Below are 16,342 nucleotides of genomic sequence, written 5' to 3' on the forward strand. Positions count from 1 at the left end.
GACGGCACCGGCACGCCGCTCAAGGATGCGCTGATCGAGATCTGGCAGGCGGACGCGGATGGGTTTTACAATTCGCCTGCCGAACTGCGCGGTGCCGCCGATCCGAACTTTTCCGGCTGGGGCCGTTGCCCGACCGACATGGAGACCGGTGTCTGCGCCTTCAAGACGGTCAAGCCAGGCCGGGTGCCTTTCCCAGATGGCCGCCCGATGGCGCCGCATATCACGCTGTGGATCGTCGCGCGCGGCATCAATCTCGGGCTGCATACGAGGCTCTATTTCTCCGACGAGGAAAAAGCCAATGCCGGGGATCCGATCCTGGCGCGCATCGAACACCGCGTCCGCCTGCCGACCCTGATCGCCGAACGGAAGGGCGATACCTACGTCTTCGATATCCATCTCCAGGGGGAGAAGGAAACAGTCTTCTTCGACAGCTAGGCGACCCGTGACATGACCGTATCGCCCTTCGACCATCCGCTGCTTTCCGCGCTTCTCGGCGACGAGGAGGCGGCCAGGCATTTTTCCGTCGAGGCGGAAATCGAGGCGATGCTGGCGTTCGAACGCGCGCTGGCGCAAGCCGAGGCCGAAAGCGGGATTATCACCCAGGACGCGGCGGCAGCGATCGTGGCGGCGCTGGCTTCGTTCCGGCCGGACACGGCCTTGCTGCGGTCTGCCGCCGCCAAGGATGGCGTCATTGTGCCGGAACTGGTGCGCCAGCTCAGGATGGCGGTTGGCGACCCGCATGCCGAGAAACTGCATTTCGGCGCCACAAGCCAGGATGTCATCGATACCGGCCTTGTGCTTCGGCTGAAGTCCGTGGTCGAGCATCTTGGCCTGCTCCTGACCGAGACGGTGTTGCGCCTCGCCTCACTCGAGGAGCGTTTCGGGGACAGGGCGCTGACGGGCATGACGCGCATGCAGAAGGCGATCCCGATCACCGTGGCCGACCGCATCGCGGCGTGGCGGGCGCCGCTTCAGCGGCACCAGGAAAGGCTGTCGGAACAGTCCAGGCGCCTGCTGGTCGTGCAATTCGGCGGAGCTGCCGGCACGCTGGAAAAGCTTGGCGACAAGGGGCCAGCGGTGCGCGCTGCGCTTGCCGAAAAACTTGATCTTGCCGATGCGCCGCAATGGCATAGCCAGCGCGACGCGCTCGCCGATTTTGCCGGCTGGCTGTCGCTGCTGACCGGCAGCCTCGGCAAGTTCGGCCAGGACATCGCGCTGATGGCGCAGGGTGGCACCGACATCGCGCTGTCGGGTGGGGGCGGCTCGTCGGCCATGCCGCACAAGCAGAACCCGGTTAAGGCCGAGGCGCTGGTGGCACTCGCCCGCTTCAACGCCACGCAGCTTTCCGGCATGCATCAGGTGCTGGTGCACGAGCAGGAGCGTTCGGGCGCGGCCTGGACGCTGGAATGGCTGCTGCTGCCGCAGATGGCGGTCGCAACCGCCGCATCGCTGCGGCTTGCCGCCGGCCTGGCCGGGCAGATCGAAAGTCTAGGCCACTGATGCGCACCCAGGTCGTCATCGTCGGCTCGGGACCCTCCGGTCTGCTGCTTGGGCAGCTTCTGGCCGGCATCGGCGTCGAGACGGTCATTCTGGAACGCTCGAGCCGGGCGCATGTGCTTGGCCGTGTGCGGGCAGGGGTGCTCGAACAGGGTACCGTCGAACTGCTCGGAGAGGCCGGAGCGGCGGCGCGGCTGCATGACGAAGGCCTGCCGCATTCCGGCATCTCGCTGGCGTTCGACGGGCGTCTGCACCGCATCGACCTCGCGGCGCTCACCGGCGGCCAGCATGTCACCGTCTACGGCCAGACCGAGGTGACGCACGATCTGATGGACAAGCGCGAAGAGGCAGGGCTCGTCACCGTCTATGAAGCCTTGAATGTCGCACTGCATGACTTTGACGGTGACGCGCCTTTCGTCACCTACGAGAAGGACGGCATCACTCACCGCATCGACTGCGATTTCATTGCCGGATGCGACGGCTATCACGGTGTCAGCCGCAAATCGGTGCCGGAGCGCGCTCTGAAAACCTTCGAGCGGCAGTATCCGTTTGGCTGGCTCGGCGTGCTGGCCGAAGTGCCGCCGGCCGATCAGGAACTGATCTATGCCAATCACGAGCGGGGTTTTGCGCTGTGCTCGATGCGCTCGACACACCGCAGCCGCTACTATGTACAGTGCCCGCAGGACGATCGTGTCGAGGACTGGTCCGATGATCGCTTCTGGGACGAGTTGCGCCGCCGCTTGCCGGAGCAGACGGCGGCGGGCGTCACGACAGGGCCATCCTTCGAGAAGTCGATCGCGCCGCTGCGCTCCTTCGTTGCCGAGCCAATGCGCTTTGGCTGGCTTTTCCTGGTCGGCGACGCCGCCCACATCGTGCCGCCGACTGGCGCCAAGGGCCTCAACCTCGCCGCCAGTGATGTGCGCTATCTCTTCAACGGGTTTCGGGAGTTCTATGAGGCCAAATCTCAAGCAGGTCTCGACGCCTATTCCGGCAAGGCACTGGCGCGGGTCTGGAAAGCGGTGCGCTTTTCCTGGTGGATGACGACCATGCTGCACCACTTTCCAGACACCGGCGAATTCGGCCAGCGCATCCAGGAGGCGGAACTCGACTATCTCGTGCATTCGCGCGCGGCATCGACCGCGCTCGCCGAGAACTATGTCGGCCTTCCATATTGAGGGCGGCTCGCCCTTGATGCCGGGCGGCATCGAACCGCCGGTATTCGCGTCGCATGATCCCGCGTGACGTTGCACGTCATCTATAGCCCCTGTCGCGAGCGCATGCTGGAAGCGCAGAAGAAGCACCTGCCGACGTTCCAGGCGGTTCCGATTGCCACCGTCCGAGCAGGTTGCGCTCGACGTTCTCAGATGCGCCAGCACAACCGCCCCGCCAATGTCTTCGTCGCCGGCTTCATCGGCTCGCCGAAGATGAACATGCTGCCGGTGCGGGTTCTCTCGGCCGGTGGAGAGGGCGTTGCCGTTGCCTTGCCGGGCGGGTCCAGCCTGGTCGTGCCGGTGAAGACTGGAACGCTCACTGCGAACGCCGAGCTGCTGCTTGGCATCCGGCCGGAACATATCCGCATCGCTGATGCCGGCCAGTTCAAGGGTGAGGCCGTGCTGGCCGAACGGCTCGGCGGCCTGACCATCCTGCACGCCGACATTGGCGAGAAGGCAAGGCTTGTCGTGCAGACCGAAGGCACCGACACCACCCCGCTGCACAGCCCCATCGCCATGCAGGTCGATCCGTCCCACTGCCATCTCTTCGCCGCTGATGGCAAGGCGCTGGCGCCACTCGGCAAAGCCCGTGCCGCCTGACATCGTCAGCGCATGAAAAATGGCCGGAGGTATCGCTGCCTCCGGCCATTGCTTTCGCGTGCCGATCACTCGGCGGGAACGATATCCGCCGGCAGGCCGTCATCGGCTGTTCCGGCCAATGCGCTCGCCAGCTTCGCCTGATCGAGTTCGCCTTCCCAGCGCGCCACGACCAGCGTGGCCACGGCGTTGCCGACGAAGTTTGTCAGCGCCCGGCACTCCGACATGAAACGGTCGACGCCGAGGATCAGCGCCATGCCGGCGACCGGCACCGAGGGCACGACAGAAAGCGTCGCGGCAAGGGTAATGAAGCCGGCCCCGGTGATGCCGGCGGCGCCCTTCGAGGACAGCATCGCCACCAGAAGCAGCAGGATCTGGTCGCCGAAGGACAGGTGGATGTTCGTTGCCTGCGCGATGAACAGCGCCGCCAGCGTCATGTAGATGTTGGTGCCGTCGAGGTTGAAGGAATAGCCGGTCGGGATGACCAGCCCAACCACCGAGCGCTTGGCGCCGGCCTTTTCCATCTTCTCCATCAGCGAGGGGAGGGCTGCTTCCGACGAGGACGTGCCCAGCACCAGCAGCAGCTCTTCCTTGATGTAGCGGATGAGCGACAGGATGGAGAAGCCGTTATAGCGGCAGACCGCGCCCAGCACGACGAACACGAAAAGGAATGACGTCGCGTAGAAGGTGCCGACCAGCATGGCGAGATTGATGACCGAGCCGATGCCGTATTTGCCGATGGTGAAGGCCATGGCGCCGAAAGCACCGATGGGGGCGGCCTTCATCAGCACGCTGACCAGCTTGAACATCGGCGCCATCAGCGCCTGCAGGAAATTGAGCACCGGCGCGCCCCTGTCGCCGACCAGGGCCAGCGCAATGCCGAACAGCACCGAGAAGAACAGCACCTGCAGGATGTCGCCATCGGCGAAGGCGCCGACGATCGTGCCCGGAATGATGTTCATCAGGAAGCCGGTGACCGACTGGTCATGCGCCTTGGCGGCATAGGTGTTCACGGTCGAGGCGTCGAGCGTCGCCGGGTCGATGTTGAAGCCGGCGCCCGGCTGCACGACATTGGCCACGACAAGGCCGATGATCAGCGCCAGCGTCGAGAAGGTGAGGAAGTAGAGCATCGCCTTGCCGGCGACGCGGCCGACCTTCTGCAGGTCGCTCATGCCGGCGATGCCGGTCGCAACCGTCAGGAAGATGACCGGGGCGATGATCATCTTGACCAGCTTGATGAAGGCGTCGCCGAGCGGCTTCATGCTCTCGCCGATCGACGGATAGTAGTGGCCGAGCAGGATGCCGACGGTGATCGCCACCAGCACCTGCACGTAGAGTTGGGCATAGAGGGGCTTGCGCTGCGCGGCAGGCGCGGCCGATTGGTCTGCGATGTGCATCGAACTCTCCCTGGCCGGATGGACGGCAAATGCACCGCCCTGCGTGACTTCTCCCATCGCGGCGTTCCGGTCGCCCGCCGCTAGCCAGGACTTTTGCAAGCGGCGTGCCAGATCGGGGAAAGACTGGAATCCCGGGATTCCGGGCGTTGTTCAGCGTCGTTCGGCTGGTACGTGTGCGGATTTCCGCACAGGGATCGTTTGCCTGGGCGGAATTTCGCATTAGAGTGCGGACAGGGCCGTGAGGAAAAGGAAAAGGAGCAGGCAGACGCCGCCAGCAGACACCAATAGTGGCTATCCAGGCCTTGCCGGCGACGCGGTGGCGCGGCTGCGCGATGGCCGCTGGCTTGCCGCCGTCATCGCCCTCGCGATCCTTGCCGGCGCGATCGCCGTTGCCGGACGCATCGCCGCCGGCCAGGCGGCCGACAATCTGCGGGACGGCGCGCTCGCCGCCCTGCCGCTGGCGGCGGGCACCCTGACCGGCGAGATCGAAAAGCAGCGCCTGGTGCCGCTCGTGCTGGCGCGCGACGACGCGGTGCGCGACGCCTTGCGCCGGGCCGGAAAAACGGCAGAGACCGCTCTCAACGAAAAGCTGAAAGCCATTGCCGGCGATGCCTCGGCGTCCGCCATCTACGTCATCGATACGGCGGGCATCGCGATCGCCGCCAGCAATGCCGGCGAGCCGACGAGCTTTGTCGGCATCGACTACAATTTTCGGCACTATTTCCAGGAGGCGATGGCGAAGGGCGCGGCCAGCCAGTACGGCCTCGGCACGATCAGCGGTCGGCCGGGGCTCTACCTTGCCAGCCGCGTCGACGATGGCGGCAAGCCGCTTGGCGTCGCGGTGCTGAAGGTCGAGCTGGACGGCGTTGAAGCCAATTGGCGCTCCAGCGGGTTCCTCGTTTTCGTCACCGACGAACGCGGCGTCGTGCTTGCCACCAGCCAGCCCGAATGGCGGTTTCATGCACTGGCGCCGCTGTCCGCCGAAGACGCCGCCGCCGCCCACGAGCAGCTGCAACTGGCCGATGCGGCCTTCGACCCGCTGCCGATACGGCGCGGCGCTGGTGACGGCCTCGCGACGATCGGCAGCCCTGGCAAACCGCGTCAATTCGTCGAGGTGGTGCAGGGTTTGGCCGGTGCGGTCCCTGGCTGGCGTCTCTGGCTGCTGACGCCGGCCGACGCCGCGCTCTCGGCCGCCGCCAACACGGCGCGCCTGACGACATTGCTGGGGCTGCTGCTGACCGGCTTGCTTGCCTACGTGCTCACCCGCCGCCGACGCACACGCCGGTTGCGGCAGGAAGCGCTGGCGCGGATGAATGCCGAGCTGGAAAGCCGGGTCTCCACGCGAACGGCCGAGCTGACGCGCTCCAACACCGCCCTTGCCGGCGAAATCGCCGAACGTGAGAGCGCCGAAGCCAAGGTGCGCCGGCTGCGTGACGATCTCGCCCAGGCCAACCGGCTTTCGATCCTCGGTCAGATCGCGGCCGGCGTGGCGCATGAGATCAACCAGCCGCTCGCCGCGATCCGCACCTATGCCGAGAATGCCGGCCGGTTCCTCGACAGCGGGAAAAGCGAGCCGGCGAGCGGCAATCTGACGTCGATCGTTTCGATGACCGAGCGCATCGGCGCGATCACCGGCACCTTGCGCACCTTTGCCCGCCGGCCGGGCACCGCTGCCTCGCCTTTGCCGGTGCGCGAGGCGATCGACGGGGCGCTGTCGCTGCTGTCCGGCCGCATCCGCGATTCCGGTGTCACCATCGTCAAGCCGCGTGGCAACGCGTCACCGATGGTGATGGCAAGCCGCATCCGGCTGGAGCAGATCCTGGTCAACCTGCTGCAGAACGCACTGGACGCGATGAAGGACCAGCCCGACCCCCGCATCGAGATCGAGCTCGCCGAGCAGGACGACAGGATTCTGATCTCGGTGCGCGACAACGGTCCAGGTCTCGGGCCGGAAGCGGCCGCCAATCTGTTCATGCCGTTTCAGACCACCAAGGAGAAGGGGCTTGGGCTCGGACTGGTGATCTCGCAGGAGATCGCCCAAGAACTGGGCGGCACGCTGCGGCTCGACCCCGGCTGCGCGGCGGGCGCGTCCTTCACCATCGATTTGAGGCGGATTGAATGACCGAGAGATCAGGGCTGGTGGCGCTCGTCGAAGACGATGCCGACCTGCTGCACGCCACCACGCAATTGCTCGAACTTGCCGGCTTCACGGTGGTTGCCCTTGATGCCGCCGAGGCGGCACTTGGTGTCGTCGACAGGGATTTCAACGGCGTGGTCGTCAGCGACATCCGCATGCCCGGCATGAACGGGTTGCAGCTGTTCGACCGCATCAAGGCGATAGACCCTGACATACCCGTGATCCTGGTCACCGGACATGGCGATGTCGATCTTGCGGTGGCCGCGCTCAAGGATGGCGTTTATGATTTCATCCCAAAACCCTATGCCGGTGACCGCCTCGTCGAGGCACTGAGACGGGCGAGCGAGAAGCGGCGGCTGGTGATGGAGAACCGGCGGCTGCGCGAGGCCGCGGCGCTCGCCGCCGACGGCCTGCCGCTGATCGGCGAAGCGCCCGCCATCCGGCGCCTTCGCGAGACATTGCGCCAGATCGCCGACATGGATGTCGACGTGCTGGTGGAAGGGGAGACCGGAACCGGCAAGGAGGTGGTGGCGGACCTCCTGCACAGATGGGGCCGGCGGCGCGCGAAGCCCTTCGTGGCGCTGAATTGCGGCGCCCTGCCGGAGACCGTCATCGAAAGCGAGTTGTTCGGCCATGAAGCCGGCGCGTTCACCGGCGCGCAGCGGCGGCGGATCGGCCGCGTCGAGCATTCCAGCGGCGGCACGCTGTTCCTCGACGAAATCGAATCCATGCCGCCGGCCCTGCAGGTCAAGCTGCTGCGGGTGCTGGAGACACGCAGCCTCACCCCACTCGGTTCGAACGAGACCCGGCGCCTCGATCTCAGGGTCGTCGCGGCGACCAAGGTCGATCTCGGCCGGCCCGACCAACGTGGCGATTTCCGCGAGGATCTTTATTTCCGCCTCAACGTGGTGACGCTGCGCATCCCGCCACTGCGCGAGCGGCGCGGCGACATACCGATGCTGTTCGGGCATTTCCTCGGCAAGGCGGCGGAACGCTTCGGCCGCCCGGTCGCAGCGATGAACGAGGCGGTAAGCGATCATCTCCAGTCGCATGACTGGCCGGGCAATGTGCGGGAGCTCGCGCATTTCGCCGACCGTGTCGCGCTTGGTCTCGGACCTGACGACGAGGCGAGGGCAGCACCCGCGCGGTTGCCGGAATCCTCGGCGGCCTTGCCCGAACGGGTCGGGCAATACGAGGCACAGCTCATCCGCGATGCTTTGCGCGACCATGGCGGTGACGTGCGCGGCGCCATCGACGCCCTCGGCGTGCCGCGCAAGACGTTCTACGACAAGCTCAAACGCTACGGCATCGCCGCTGCCGATTTTCGCAATGGCGGTGATCCGGACGCTCAATCTGTCCGAGAGCGGATATAGATATTGCGCGAGGGCATTGCGCTTCGTAACGCTTCATTCCTTGCCCAGCTGTGTATTCCGGAAAGAGCCATGAACACGACACTCGAAACAACGGCAAACCCGTTGCCGGAAGACCTCGCCTTTCTCGGCGAGCGCCTGACGGCGTTCAATGACGGCGATGTCGGCGCGTCGGAAAGGAAGGCGCTGGCCGTGTTCGTGCGCGACGAGCATGGCGCGGTCGTTGCCGGCATCTCCGGCTACACGGCCTGGGGCTGGCTCTACGTGCAATGGCTGTGGGTCGATGAAAGGCTGCGCGGCCAGCACATGGCCGGCAGGATGCTGGATGCTGCCGAGCAGGAAGCTGTGGCGCGCGGCTGCCGGAACGCCTGGATCGACACCTTCAGTCCCAACGCCTCCAGGGTCTACCAGCGCCAGGGCTATCAACCCTTCGGGACGCTGGCCGACTTTCCGATCGGCCGAAGCCGCATCTTCCTGCAGAAGAAACTTCAGCCTGCCTGATCAGCCGGCCAGACGCCCGCCGCGCATCGGCTGCGGGGCGCCGGTCGTGCTCGGGAAACTGATCGGCAGCCCGCGCAGCACGCGCACCGCCAGGAAGGCAAAACATTCGGCTTCCACCGCGTCGCCGCTCCAGCCGAGCTTCTCGGCCAGCACCACTTCGACACCGGCGCGGCTGGCGAGCATCGCCATCATCGTCGGGTTGTGACGGCCGCCGCCGCTGACCACCAATTTTTTCGGCCGGCTTGGCAAAAGGTCAAGCGCCTTGCCGACGGCGGCGGCGGTGAAGGCGGTGAGCAGCGCAGCGCCATCCTCGGCGCCCAGGCCGTCGGCCATCGCGGCGCCGAAGTCGAAACGGTCGAGCGATTTCGGATAGGGTTTGGTCAGATAGGGGTGCTGCAGCAGCTTGGCCAGCCTGGCCTCATCGACCGTTCCCGCGCGGCCAAGCGCGCCGTCGCGATCCATTTCGCCGAGCCCCTTCGACTTGATGAAATCGTTGAGCGGCGCGTTGGCGGGGCCGGTGTCGAAGGCAACGACATTGTCGGCGCCGTCCCACCAGGTGATGTTGGCAACGCCGCCGAGATTGAGCACCGCTACCTCGCCGATGGCGCCGGCGCTGCGCATCAGCGCGGTGTGATAGGCCGCGGCCAAAGGCGCGCCTTGCCCGCCGGCGCGCATGTCGGCCGAGCGAAAGTCGTAAGCGACCTTGGTACCCAGGATGGAATGCATCAGCTCGCCATCGCCGAGCTGCCGTGTCTGCCCGAGCCGCCCGACCTGCGGCGCGCGATGCAGCACCGTCTGGCCGTGAAAGCCGACGACGCCGATATCGGCCATCGTCATGCCATAGCCCTCCACCAATTCCTTCACAGCCGCCGACTGGGCACGCGTCAGCGCTTCCTCGGCCCTGCGGAAGATCGCCGGTTCGGGCCCGGTGAAATTCCAGGCCCGGGCCTCCTTCAGCGTGTCTTCCAGCAGGGAACGGATCGACGCGGGATAAGGCATCAGCCGGTAAGTGCCGAAATCGTCGATTCTTTCGCCGTCGGTCTTGATCAAAGCGACGTCGATGTTGCCGTCCAGCACGGTGCCGGTCATCAGGCCTACGGCCCAGATTGGTTCCATGATCGCTTCCTTAGTCGATGTTAATGAGATCGCCGACCGCTTGCCGAAGCTGGACGATTCCGCTGTCGAAATGACGTGTCGGATGGATCCGGTTGGTGAGCAAGGTCCAGGCCTTGCCCTTGTCGAAGTCGATCCACAGTCCGGTGCCGGTAAAGCCGGTGTGGCCGATCGTTCCCGGGCTGCACAATGCGCCACCCGACCAGCCCTCATAAGGAAATTCCCAGCCATGTGTGCGGGTGGCGGACACGGATGTTCGCATCAGCGCGATCGAGTGCTCGGATACGCCATCGCCATCCAGCAGCCCTTGCGCGAAATCGAGCACCGAATCTGCCGTGCCGAACAGGCCGGCATGCCCCGCGCCCTGCAGCGCCGAACAATTGTCGTCGTGCACCTCGCCTGAGAGCACGCGATGGCGCCAGGTGCAGTCTTCGGTCGCGGCGGCGGCGTCCGGCTCTGTTGACCAGGCAAAGCCCGGGCCGGGTTCCAGGTCACGGATCGTTTTGCCCGACAGCCGCTCCAGCGCGAAGCCGAGCACGATGAAATTGATATCGGAATAGACCGGGTCGTGAGCCTGCCATTCGCGCTGCAGGATGAAGGCGCGCAGCAGGTCGGGGTCGCGCCCATAAGTGTAGATCGGCTCGACGGCTGGAAAGGCCGTCTGGTGGCCGAGGCACTGCCGGAACGTCACCGTCCTCTCCCAGGCTCCCGCATCGTACTGGCGCAGATCAGGCAGGACGGAGATCAGCGGCGCATCGAGATCGATGACACCGCTCTCCGCCAGCGCCAGGATGCGCGGCGTCGTGAAGATGACCTTGGTCAGGGATGCGAGGTCGAACCATGTTTCGACGGTCATCGGCCGCTGCTTCGGCACGAGCTGCGCAGCGCCGATCGCCCTGGCGATGCGTTCGCCATTTCTGTCGACGATGCCAAGCACGCCGCCGGGAATGCGCTTGGTGACTACCGCGTCCGCTAGCGGTTGGAACGCGTGGTCGAAGAGATGGGCAAGGTTGGTCAACCCCGCCTCCTATTCGCAAGCTGGCGCTCCGTCCCACCCCCCTCTGTCCTGCCGGACATCTCCCCCGCAAGGGGGGAGATCAGATGTCGCCATCGCTTTCGCCAATCGCCTGCATTGTAAGGTGTGCGGGAGGCTAGAACTGCCAATCTCCCTCCTTGCGGGGGAGATGGCCGGCAGGCCAGAGGGGGGTGCTGTCCTGCAAACATGTCTAAGTTTCCACCCTCACCATATGATCTTCGCCCAACAGCTCCCACTTCGCCGGCGCCGGCTCAAACCCCTGCGGGCGCACCAGCGAGGGCACCTGGCGCGTGTCAATTTCAAAATGCTCGCGTCGTCGGTCGATGGTCGGAACGGCGGCGATCAGTTTCTTGGTATAGGAATGTTTCGGCTTCGACAGCACCGAGGTCGCGTCGCCGATCTCGACGATCTGGCCGGCATAGATGACGGCGATCCGGTGGGCGATCCGCTCGACCACCGCCATGTCGTGCGAGATGAACAGATAGGCGAGCCCAAACTCGCGCTGCAGGTCGACCAGCAGCTCCAGCACCTTGGCCTGCACCGAGACATCGAGCGCCGACACCGCTTCATCGAGAACCACGACGGACGGGTTGAGCATCAGCGCACGGGCGATGCACAGCCTCTGCCGCTGGCCCCCGGAAAATTCGTGGGGATAGCGTTGCAGGCTGTCTTTCGGCAGGCCTACGCGTTCGAGCAGGCTCGCCATCCTGGCGCGCGTCTTGGCATCCACGCGACCACCGGTGGCGATCACCGGTTCGGCCAGGATGCTTTCGATGGTCAGTCTCGGGTTGAGCGAGGCGTAGGGGTTCTGGAACACCATCTGCACCGGCTTGGCGCTGCGCTCGACCGAGGGCGTTCGCGTGCTGACCGAGAAGCTGCCACGTGTCGACCGCACCAGGCCCAGGACCGCCTTGGCTGTGGTGGATTTGCCCGAACCGCTTTCGCCGACGATGGCCAGCGTCTCACCCGGCATCAGGTCGAAGTCGACACCATCGACGGCGTGCACCGCGCCGGTGGCGCGGCTGAAGAAATTGCTCTTGAGCGGAAACCGCACCACCAGGCCGTCGACCTTCAAGGCCGGTTCCGTGCCTGCATCCTTGTCGCGCTGCCCGTCCGCGCGCGTCGCGCGGCCGTTGGCGAAATGCGGCACGGCGTGCAGCAAATGCTGCGTGTAGGGATGCCGCGGATTGTCGAGGATCTGGTTCAGCTCGCCCTGTTCGACGGCCTGTCCGTTCTGCATCACCATCATCTTGTCGGCGATGCCGGCGACCAGGCCGATATCATGGGTGATGAAGATCATCGACATGGCGCTTTCGCGCTTCAGTTCGGCCAGCAGCGCCATGATCTGCGCCTGCACGGTGACGTCGAGCGCGGTCGTCGGCTCATCCGCGATTAGCAGGCGTGGATTGCAGGCCAGCGCAATGGCGATCATCACCCTTTGCAGCATGCCGCCCGACAGCTGGTTGGGCGTGTATTTCAACCGCCGCGCCGCATCGGGAATGCGCACGCGGTCGAGCGCATCCCTGGCTGCCGCCGTGGCTTGCCGGCCGGTCAGGCCGCGATGCAGCCGGAACGATTCCTCGATCTGCGAACCGATCGTCAGCACCGGATTGAGCGAGGTCATCGGTTCCTGGAAGATCATGCCGATCTCGGCGCCGCGAATGCCGGTCAGTTGCGGTTCGGTCGCGCTCATCAGGTCGAAGATGGTGCCGTCGGCCCGCTTCAGTTGCATCGAGCCGCTGGTGATGCGGCCGCCGCCGAAATCGATGAGCCGGTTGATCGACAGCGCGGTGACGGATTTGCCGGAACCGCTTTCGCCGACAATGGCCAGTGTCTCGCCGTCGGCGAGGTCGAAACTGACGCCGCGCACCACCTCGTTGGCCTGCGGATTGCGGCCGAAGCCGACGCGAAGGTCGCGGATAGACAGAAGCGGGGTCATGCCGGCGCCCTTCGCATCTTCGGGTCGAATATATCGCGCAAGGCATCACCAAGCAGGTTGAAGCCGAGGATGCTGATCATGATCGTCAGGCCCGGGAAGATCATCAGCCAGGGCGCGGTTTCCATCAGGTTGCGGCTGTCGCTCAGCATCAAGCCGAGCGAGGCGGCGGGCGGCTGGGTGCCGAGACCCAGGAAGCTCAAGCTAGCCTCGGTGAGCAGCGCCCAAGCCAGCGCCAGCGTCACCTGCACGGTCAATGGGGCCACCAGATTGAGCAGCAGGTGGCGCGTGACGATATAGCTCGAACTGCTGCCGAAGGTGCGCGCGGCATCGACGAATTCGCGGGCCTTGAGCGAAAGGGCAGGGCCGCGCACGACGCGCGTGAAGATCGGCGTGTAGACGATGCCGATGGCGACGACGCTCGTCCATGTGCCGGGTCCTGCAACGGTGACGATGAGCAGCGCCAGCAGGATCGCTGGGAAGGCGAGCAGCACATCCATGATCCGCATCAGCACCCCGTCCCAGCGCCGGCCGAGCCAGGCGGCTGCCAGTCCGAGCACGGTTCCGGCAAGGGCCGCGAAGGCGACCGAGAAAAAGGCGACCGTGAAGGATTGTCCGATGCCAGCCATCAGGCGGCTGGCCACATCGCGCCCGAACAGGTCGGTGCCCATCCAGTAGGCGGCGCTGGGCGCGTGCAGCCGGTCGATGCGGTATTGCGTGATCGGATTGTGCGGCGTCAGCCCTAGCAGCCCGAGGATCGCGACCACGAGATAGCCGCCGACGATGATGCCGCCGATGCGGCCGCTGCCATGGGCAAAAATGGCGCGCATGATACGCATCATTGTTCGCCCAGCCGGATGCGCGGATCGAGCGCGACATAGGCGAGGTCGACCAGGAGATTGACGATCATGAAGTTGAGGGCGATGAACAGCACGCTTCCCTGCACCAGCGCGTAGTCGCGCTGCAGGATGGCATCGAGCACCATGCGTCCGAGACCGGGCAGGGCATAGATCTGCTCGACGATCACAGCGCCGCCCAGGAGATAGCCGAACTCAATGCCGCTCAGCGTCACGACCGGGATCAGCGCGTTGGGGAGCGCATGCCGCCAGATGACGCTGCGCGCCGGCGCGCCCTTGCTGCGCGCGGTGCGCACATAGTCGTCGCTCAACACGTCGAGCATCGCCGAGCGCGATATGCGCGTGACTGACGCCGCGAAAGCGAAGCCGAGCGTGATTGCCGGCAGGATCAGCTGGCTGAGATTGCGCAGCGGATCCTGCCGGAGCGGCGCGAATTCGCCCATCATCGGCAACACGCCGAAGCCGGCCGACAGCGTGTAGATGATCAAGAGGCCAAGCACGAAGCTCGGCGTCGACTGGCCGATCATGGCGACGATGCGCACCCCGAGATCGGAAGGCTTCTCATTGTGCGTGGCGGCGTAGATCCCGGCCGGCATGCCGACGGCTAGCGCGATGATCATCGACAGGAGGGCCAGCTCCAGCGTCAGCGGGAAACGCTCGAGGATGGCGTCGAGGACCGGCCTGCCATAGGTGACGGAGATGCCGAAATTGCCGTGCAGGATCCCGCCGATCCAGCGCCAGTACTGGACGAACCAGGGCTGGTCGATGCCGAAATAGGCGGCAAGCGAGTCCCGCTGCGCCGGCGTCAGCAGGCCGGCTTCGGTACCCAGCATCGCCGTGATCGAATCGCCCGGTACCATTCGGATCGCGACGAAGACCAGGATAGATACGCCAAGCAGGACGAGAGGAAACGCCGCCAGTCGTCGCATCAGATAGTTCACGCGAAGAAGTCCTCTCGTCTAGAGCATGATGCCGAAAAGTGTGAAGCGGTCTTCGGACGACATCATGCTCTATCTTTTGATCTAGAGGCGGATTCAGATTTCAGGTCGATTCGACCTGAAATCATCCGACTCTAGGGGCCTGCGGCGGCTACTGCTGGATGGTAACCTTGCTCAGGCTGAACAGCGTGCCCGTCGGCGTCGGCACGAACCCGGAGATGTTCTTTTGCTGGGCGGTGTAGCTATACGATGTATAGAGCCAGATCCATGGCGACACTTCGGCGAGGTGCTTTTCGAACTCGGCGAAGATCGCCTTGCGTTTCGCCGGATTGGTCTCGGCGCGGCCCTTTTGCATCAGGCTGTCGAGCGTGTCGTCGATGTAGTTCGCCACCTTCTGCAGATTGCCCGTCTTGGTCCAGTAGCGGTTGTACATTGTATAGGGGTCGGCACGGCCGCCATTGAGCGCGATCGCCATGTCGAAATCGCCCTTCAGCCAGGCGTCGACATAGACATTGAGCTCCATCATCTTGATGTCCAGCTTGACGCCGATTTCGGCCAGTTGCGACTGGATGACCTGGGCTTCCGCCGCGGCCGTCGGCGGCTCGCCGGTGGCACCGATCACGGTCGCCGAAAATCCGTTGGCAAGGCCGGCCTCGGCCATCAGCTTCTTGGCCCTTTCGACATCGCGCTTGTAGCAGAACAACTGGCTGGGATCGGTCGCCAGCGCCGGGATGGTCAGCGGTCCGGTGACCTTGCCCTCGCCGAGCGAAGCGGTGTCCAGCACCTCCTGCCGGTCGATGGCGCAGGAGATCGCCTGGCGCACCTTGAGCTCCGTCATCGGCTTGCGCGACGGGTTGAGCTGCAGAACGTGATAGGCCAGCACCGGCACGCGGTTGAGCTGCAGGCTGGGTTCCTTTGGCACCAGCGTGGCGACGAGCGGATCGTTGAGCAGCGCGAAGTCGACCTGCTTGGTGCGCATGGCGGCCAGTATCGCCGCCTCGTCGGGCAGCACGCTGATCTCGATACCGTCGACGCCGGTCGCGCCGCCAGCCCACTCCTTGTTGGCGCTCAGCACTTCCTTGGCGTTGGGATCCCATTTGTCGAGCTTGAAGGGACCCGAGCCGACCGCCTTGGTGCCGATCGAGCCGGCCTTGATTTCAGCCGCCGGAACGATGGCCGCGTTGACGTCGCTCATCGCCGTCAGGATCGGCACGTCGGGCTGCGACAAATGGAAGACGACGGTCGTCGCGTCAGGTGTATCAATGCTGGCGATCGACAGGAAATTCGCACGGGCGGCCGCACCCGTCTTCTCGTCGAGGATGCGCTCGAAGGAGGCCTTGACATCGGCGGAGGTGACCGCTGTGCCGTCCTGGAATTTCGCCTTGGGGTCGAGCTTGAAGGTCAGTTCCTTGCCATCCTTGGAGAATTCCCAGGACGTGGCGATGGCGGGGACGATTTGCAGGCTGGCGTCGACCCGCACCAGCGGCTCATAGATCAGTTCCAGGAGCCGCAGCGACGAAAAGGCCGTCTGCTTGTGCGGGTCAAGCCCGGTGGCGTCCTGCGACCACGCCATATGCAGCGTCGCCGCCTGCGCCGAAACCGTCGCGATGCCGAGCATCGCCGCCACGGCGAAGCCCGACAGCAATGTTCTTGTGAAGTGCCTTACCATTTTTTCGTCTCCCATTATGGTTTTGAACTCGATGCCTTGCAGTTTCCGCCGAGTGCTTCCAAGAGACACATGCTTTGGAGTAT

Annotated in this window: 14 protein-coding genes; 7 read left to right on the forward strand and 7 right to left on the reverse strand. The window is 65.1% G+C overall.

Translation table 11 applies throughout. From position 1 onward, the window contains the following. From pcaG to FJ548_RS01735, 4 genes are all read left to right on the forward strand, one after another. Positions 1 to 435: protocatechuate 3,4-dioxygenase subunit alpha (gene pcaG, locus FJ548_RS01720; protein WP_140776490.1), on the forward strand; the 435-nt coding region annotated here is incomplete at its 5' end. Positions 436 to 447: 12 nt separating this feature from the next. Then, complete coding sequence (locus FJ548_RS01725) at positions 448 to 1,500, forward strand: 3-carboxy-cis,cis-muconate cycloisomerase (RefSeq protein WP_140776492.1); 1,053 nt, start codon at positions 448 to 450, stop codon at positions 1,498 to 1,500. Then, positions 1,500 to 2,672 carry a 4-hydroxybenzoate 3-monooxygenase gene (gene pobA, locus FJ548_RS01730; protein ID WP_140776494.1) on the forward strand — a complete coding sequence of 391 codons (1,173 nt, stop codon included), beginning with the start codon at positions 1,500 to 1,502 and terminating at the stop codon, positions 2,670 to 2,672. The genes FJ548_RS01725 and pobA overlap by 1 nt, the downstream gene beginning before the upstream one ends. A gap of 189 nt (positions 2,673 to 2,861) precedes the next feature. Continuing rightward, complete coding sequence (locus FJ548_RS01735; RefSeq protein WP_246678536.1) at positions 2,862 to 3,308, forward strand: TOBE domain-containing protein; 447 nt, start codon at positions 2,862 to 2,864, stop codon at positions 3,306 to 3,308. Positions 3,309 to 3,373: 65 nt separating this feature from the next. Here the strand turns inward: FJ548_RS01735 and FJ548_RS01740 are convergent, their stop codons facing one another. Further along, a complete protein-coding gene (locus FJ548_RS01740) occupies positions 3,374 to 4,702 on the reverse strand; it encodes a dicarboxylate/amino acid:cation symporter (protein ID WP_140776496.1) in 1,329 nt (442 codons plus the stop codon). 316 nt (positions 4,703 to 5,018) lie between these two features. Between FJ548_RS01740 and FJ548_RS01745 the strand changes: the two genes are divergently transcribed. The 3 genes from FJ548_RS01745 to FJ548_RS01755 all read left to right on the forward strand — a co-directional run bounded on the left by FJ548_RS01745 (position 5,019) and on the right by FJ548_RS01755 (position 8,710). Further along, positions 5,019 to 6,824: a sensor histidine kinase gene (locus tag FJ548_RS01745; RefSeq protein WP_140776815.1), complete on the forward strand. Its 1,806-nt coding sequence runs from the start codon at positions 5,019 to 5,021 to the stop codon at positions 6,822 to 6,824. Next, the gene (locus FJ548_RS01750) at positions 6,821 to 8,212 is read left to right on the forward strand and encodes a sigma-54 dependent transcriptional regulator (protein WP_140696529.1); all 1,392 of its coding nucleotides are present in this window, start codon (positions 6,821 to 6,823) and stop codon (positions 8,210 to 8,212) included. The genes FJ548_RS01745 and FJ548_RS01750 overlap by 4 nt, the downstream gene beginning before the upstream one ends. A gap of 69 nt (positions 8,213 to 8,281) precedes the next feature. Continuing rightward, complete coding sequence (locus FJ548_RS01755) at positions 8,282 to 8,710, forward strand: GNAT family N-acetyltransferase (protein WP_140776498.1); 429 nt, start codon at positions 8,282 to 8,284, stop codon at positions 8,708 to 8,710. Here the strand turns inward: FJ548_RS01755 and FJ548_RS01760 are convergent, their stop codons facing one another. The 6 genes from FJ548_RS01760 to FJ548_RS01790 all read right to left on the reverse strand — a co-directional run bounded on the left by FJ548_RS01760 (position 8,711) and on the right by FJ548_RS01790 (position 16,259). Beyond that, positions 8,711 to 9,826, reverse strand: a complete 1,116-nt coding sequence (locus tag FJ548_RS01760) for an anhydro-N-acetylmuramic acid kinase (RefSeq protein WP_140776500.1) — start codon at positions 9,824 to 9,826, stop codon at positions 8,711 to 8,713. 10 nt (positions 9,827 to 9,836) lie between these two features. Further along, the gene (locus FJ548_RS01765; RefSeq protein WP_140776502.1) at positions 9,837 to 10,841 is read right to left on the reverse strand and encodes a serine hydrolase domain-containing protein; all 1,005 of its coding nucleotides are present in this window, start codon (positions 10,839 to 10,841) and stop codon (positions 9,837 to 9,839) included. Positions 10,842 to 11,049: 208 nt separating this feature from the next. Beyond that, positions 11,050 to 12,798, reverse strand: coding sequence for an ABC transporter ATP-binding protein (locus tag FJ548_RS01775; RefSeq protein WP_140776504.1), 1,749 nt, complete (start codon positions 12,796 to 12,798; stop codon positions 11,050 to 11,052). Beyond that, positions 12,795 to 13,634: an ABC transporter permease gene (locus tag FJ548_RS01780; RefSeq protein WP_140776817.1), complete on the reverse strand. Its 840-nt coding sequence runs from the start codon at positions 13,632 to 13,634 to the stop codon at positions 12,795 to 12,797. Before FJ548_RS01780 ends, FJ548_RS01775 begins: the two co-directional genes overlap by 4 nt. Next, on the reverse strand, positions 13,634 to 14,593 hold the full coding sequence (locus tag FJ548_RS01785) for an ABC transporter permease (RefSeq protein ID WP_140776506.1): 960 nt from the start codon (positions 14,591 to 14,593) through the stop codon (positions 13,634 to 13,636). Before FJ548_RS01785 ends, FJ548_RS01780 begins: the two co-directional genes overlap by 1 nt. Before the next feature lie 148 nt (positions 14,594 to 14,741). Further along, positions 14,742 to 16,259 (reverse strand): ABC transporter substrate-binding protein, encoded by a 1,518-nt coding sequence (locus FJ548_RS01790; protein WP_140776508.1) that lies wholly within the window; start codon positions 16,257 to 16,259, stop codon positions 14,742 to 14,744. Between the last annotated feature and the right edge of the window lie 83 nt (positions 16,260 to 16,342).

The organism is Mesorhizobium sp. B2-4-17 (genome assembly GCF_006441275.1).
Classification (GTDB): Bacteria; Pseudomonadota; Alphaproteobacteria; order Rhizobiales; family Rhizobiaceae; genus Mesorhizobium.

Coding starts and splice junctions, on each gene's coding strand:
- FJ548_RS01725 (WP_140776492.1), top strand. CDS start 448: ATGACCGTATCGCCCTTCGACCATCCGCTGCTTTCCGCGCTTCTCGGC.
- pobA (WP_140776494.1), top strand. CDS start 1,500: ATGCGCACCCAGGTCGTCATCGTCGGCTCGGGACCCTCCGGTCTGCTG.
- FJ548_RS01735 (WP_246678536.1), top strand. CDS start 2,862: ATGCGCCAGCACAACCGCCCCGCCAATGTCTTCGTCGCCGGCTTCATC.
- FJ548_RS01740 (WP_140776496.1), bottom strand. CDS start 4,702: ATGCACATCGCAGACCAATCGGCCGCGCCTGCCGCGCAGCGCAAGCCC.
- FJ548_RS01750 (WP_140696529.1), top strand. CDS start 6,821: ATGACCGAGAGATCAGGGCTGGTGGCGCTCGTCGAAGACGATGCCGAC.
- FJ548_RS01755 (WP_140776498.1), top strand. CDS start 8,282: ATGAACACGACACTCGAAACAACGGCAAACCCGTTGCCGGAAGACCTC.
- FJ548_RS01760 (WP_140776500.1), bottom strand. CDS start 9,826: ATGGAACCAATCTGGGCCGTAGGCCTGATGACCGGCACCGTGCTGGAC.
- FJ548_RS01775 (WP_140776504.1), bottom strand. CDS start 12,798: ATGACCCCGCTTCTGTCTATCCGCGACCTTCGCGTCGGCTTCGGCCGC.
- FJ548_RS01780 (WP_140776817.1), bottom strand. CDS start 13,634: ATGCGTATCATGCGCGCCATTTTTGCCCATGGCAGCGGCCGCATCGGC.
- FJ548_RS01790 (WP_140776508.1), bottom strand. CDS start 16,259: ATGGTAAGGCACTTCACAAGAACATTGCTGTCGGGCTTCGCCGTGGCG.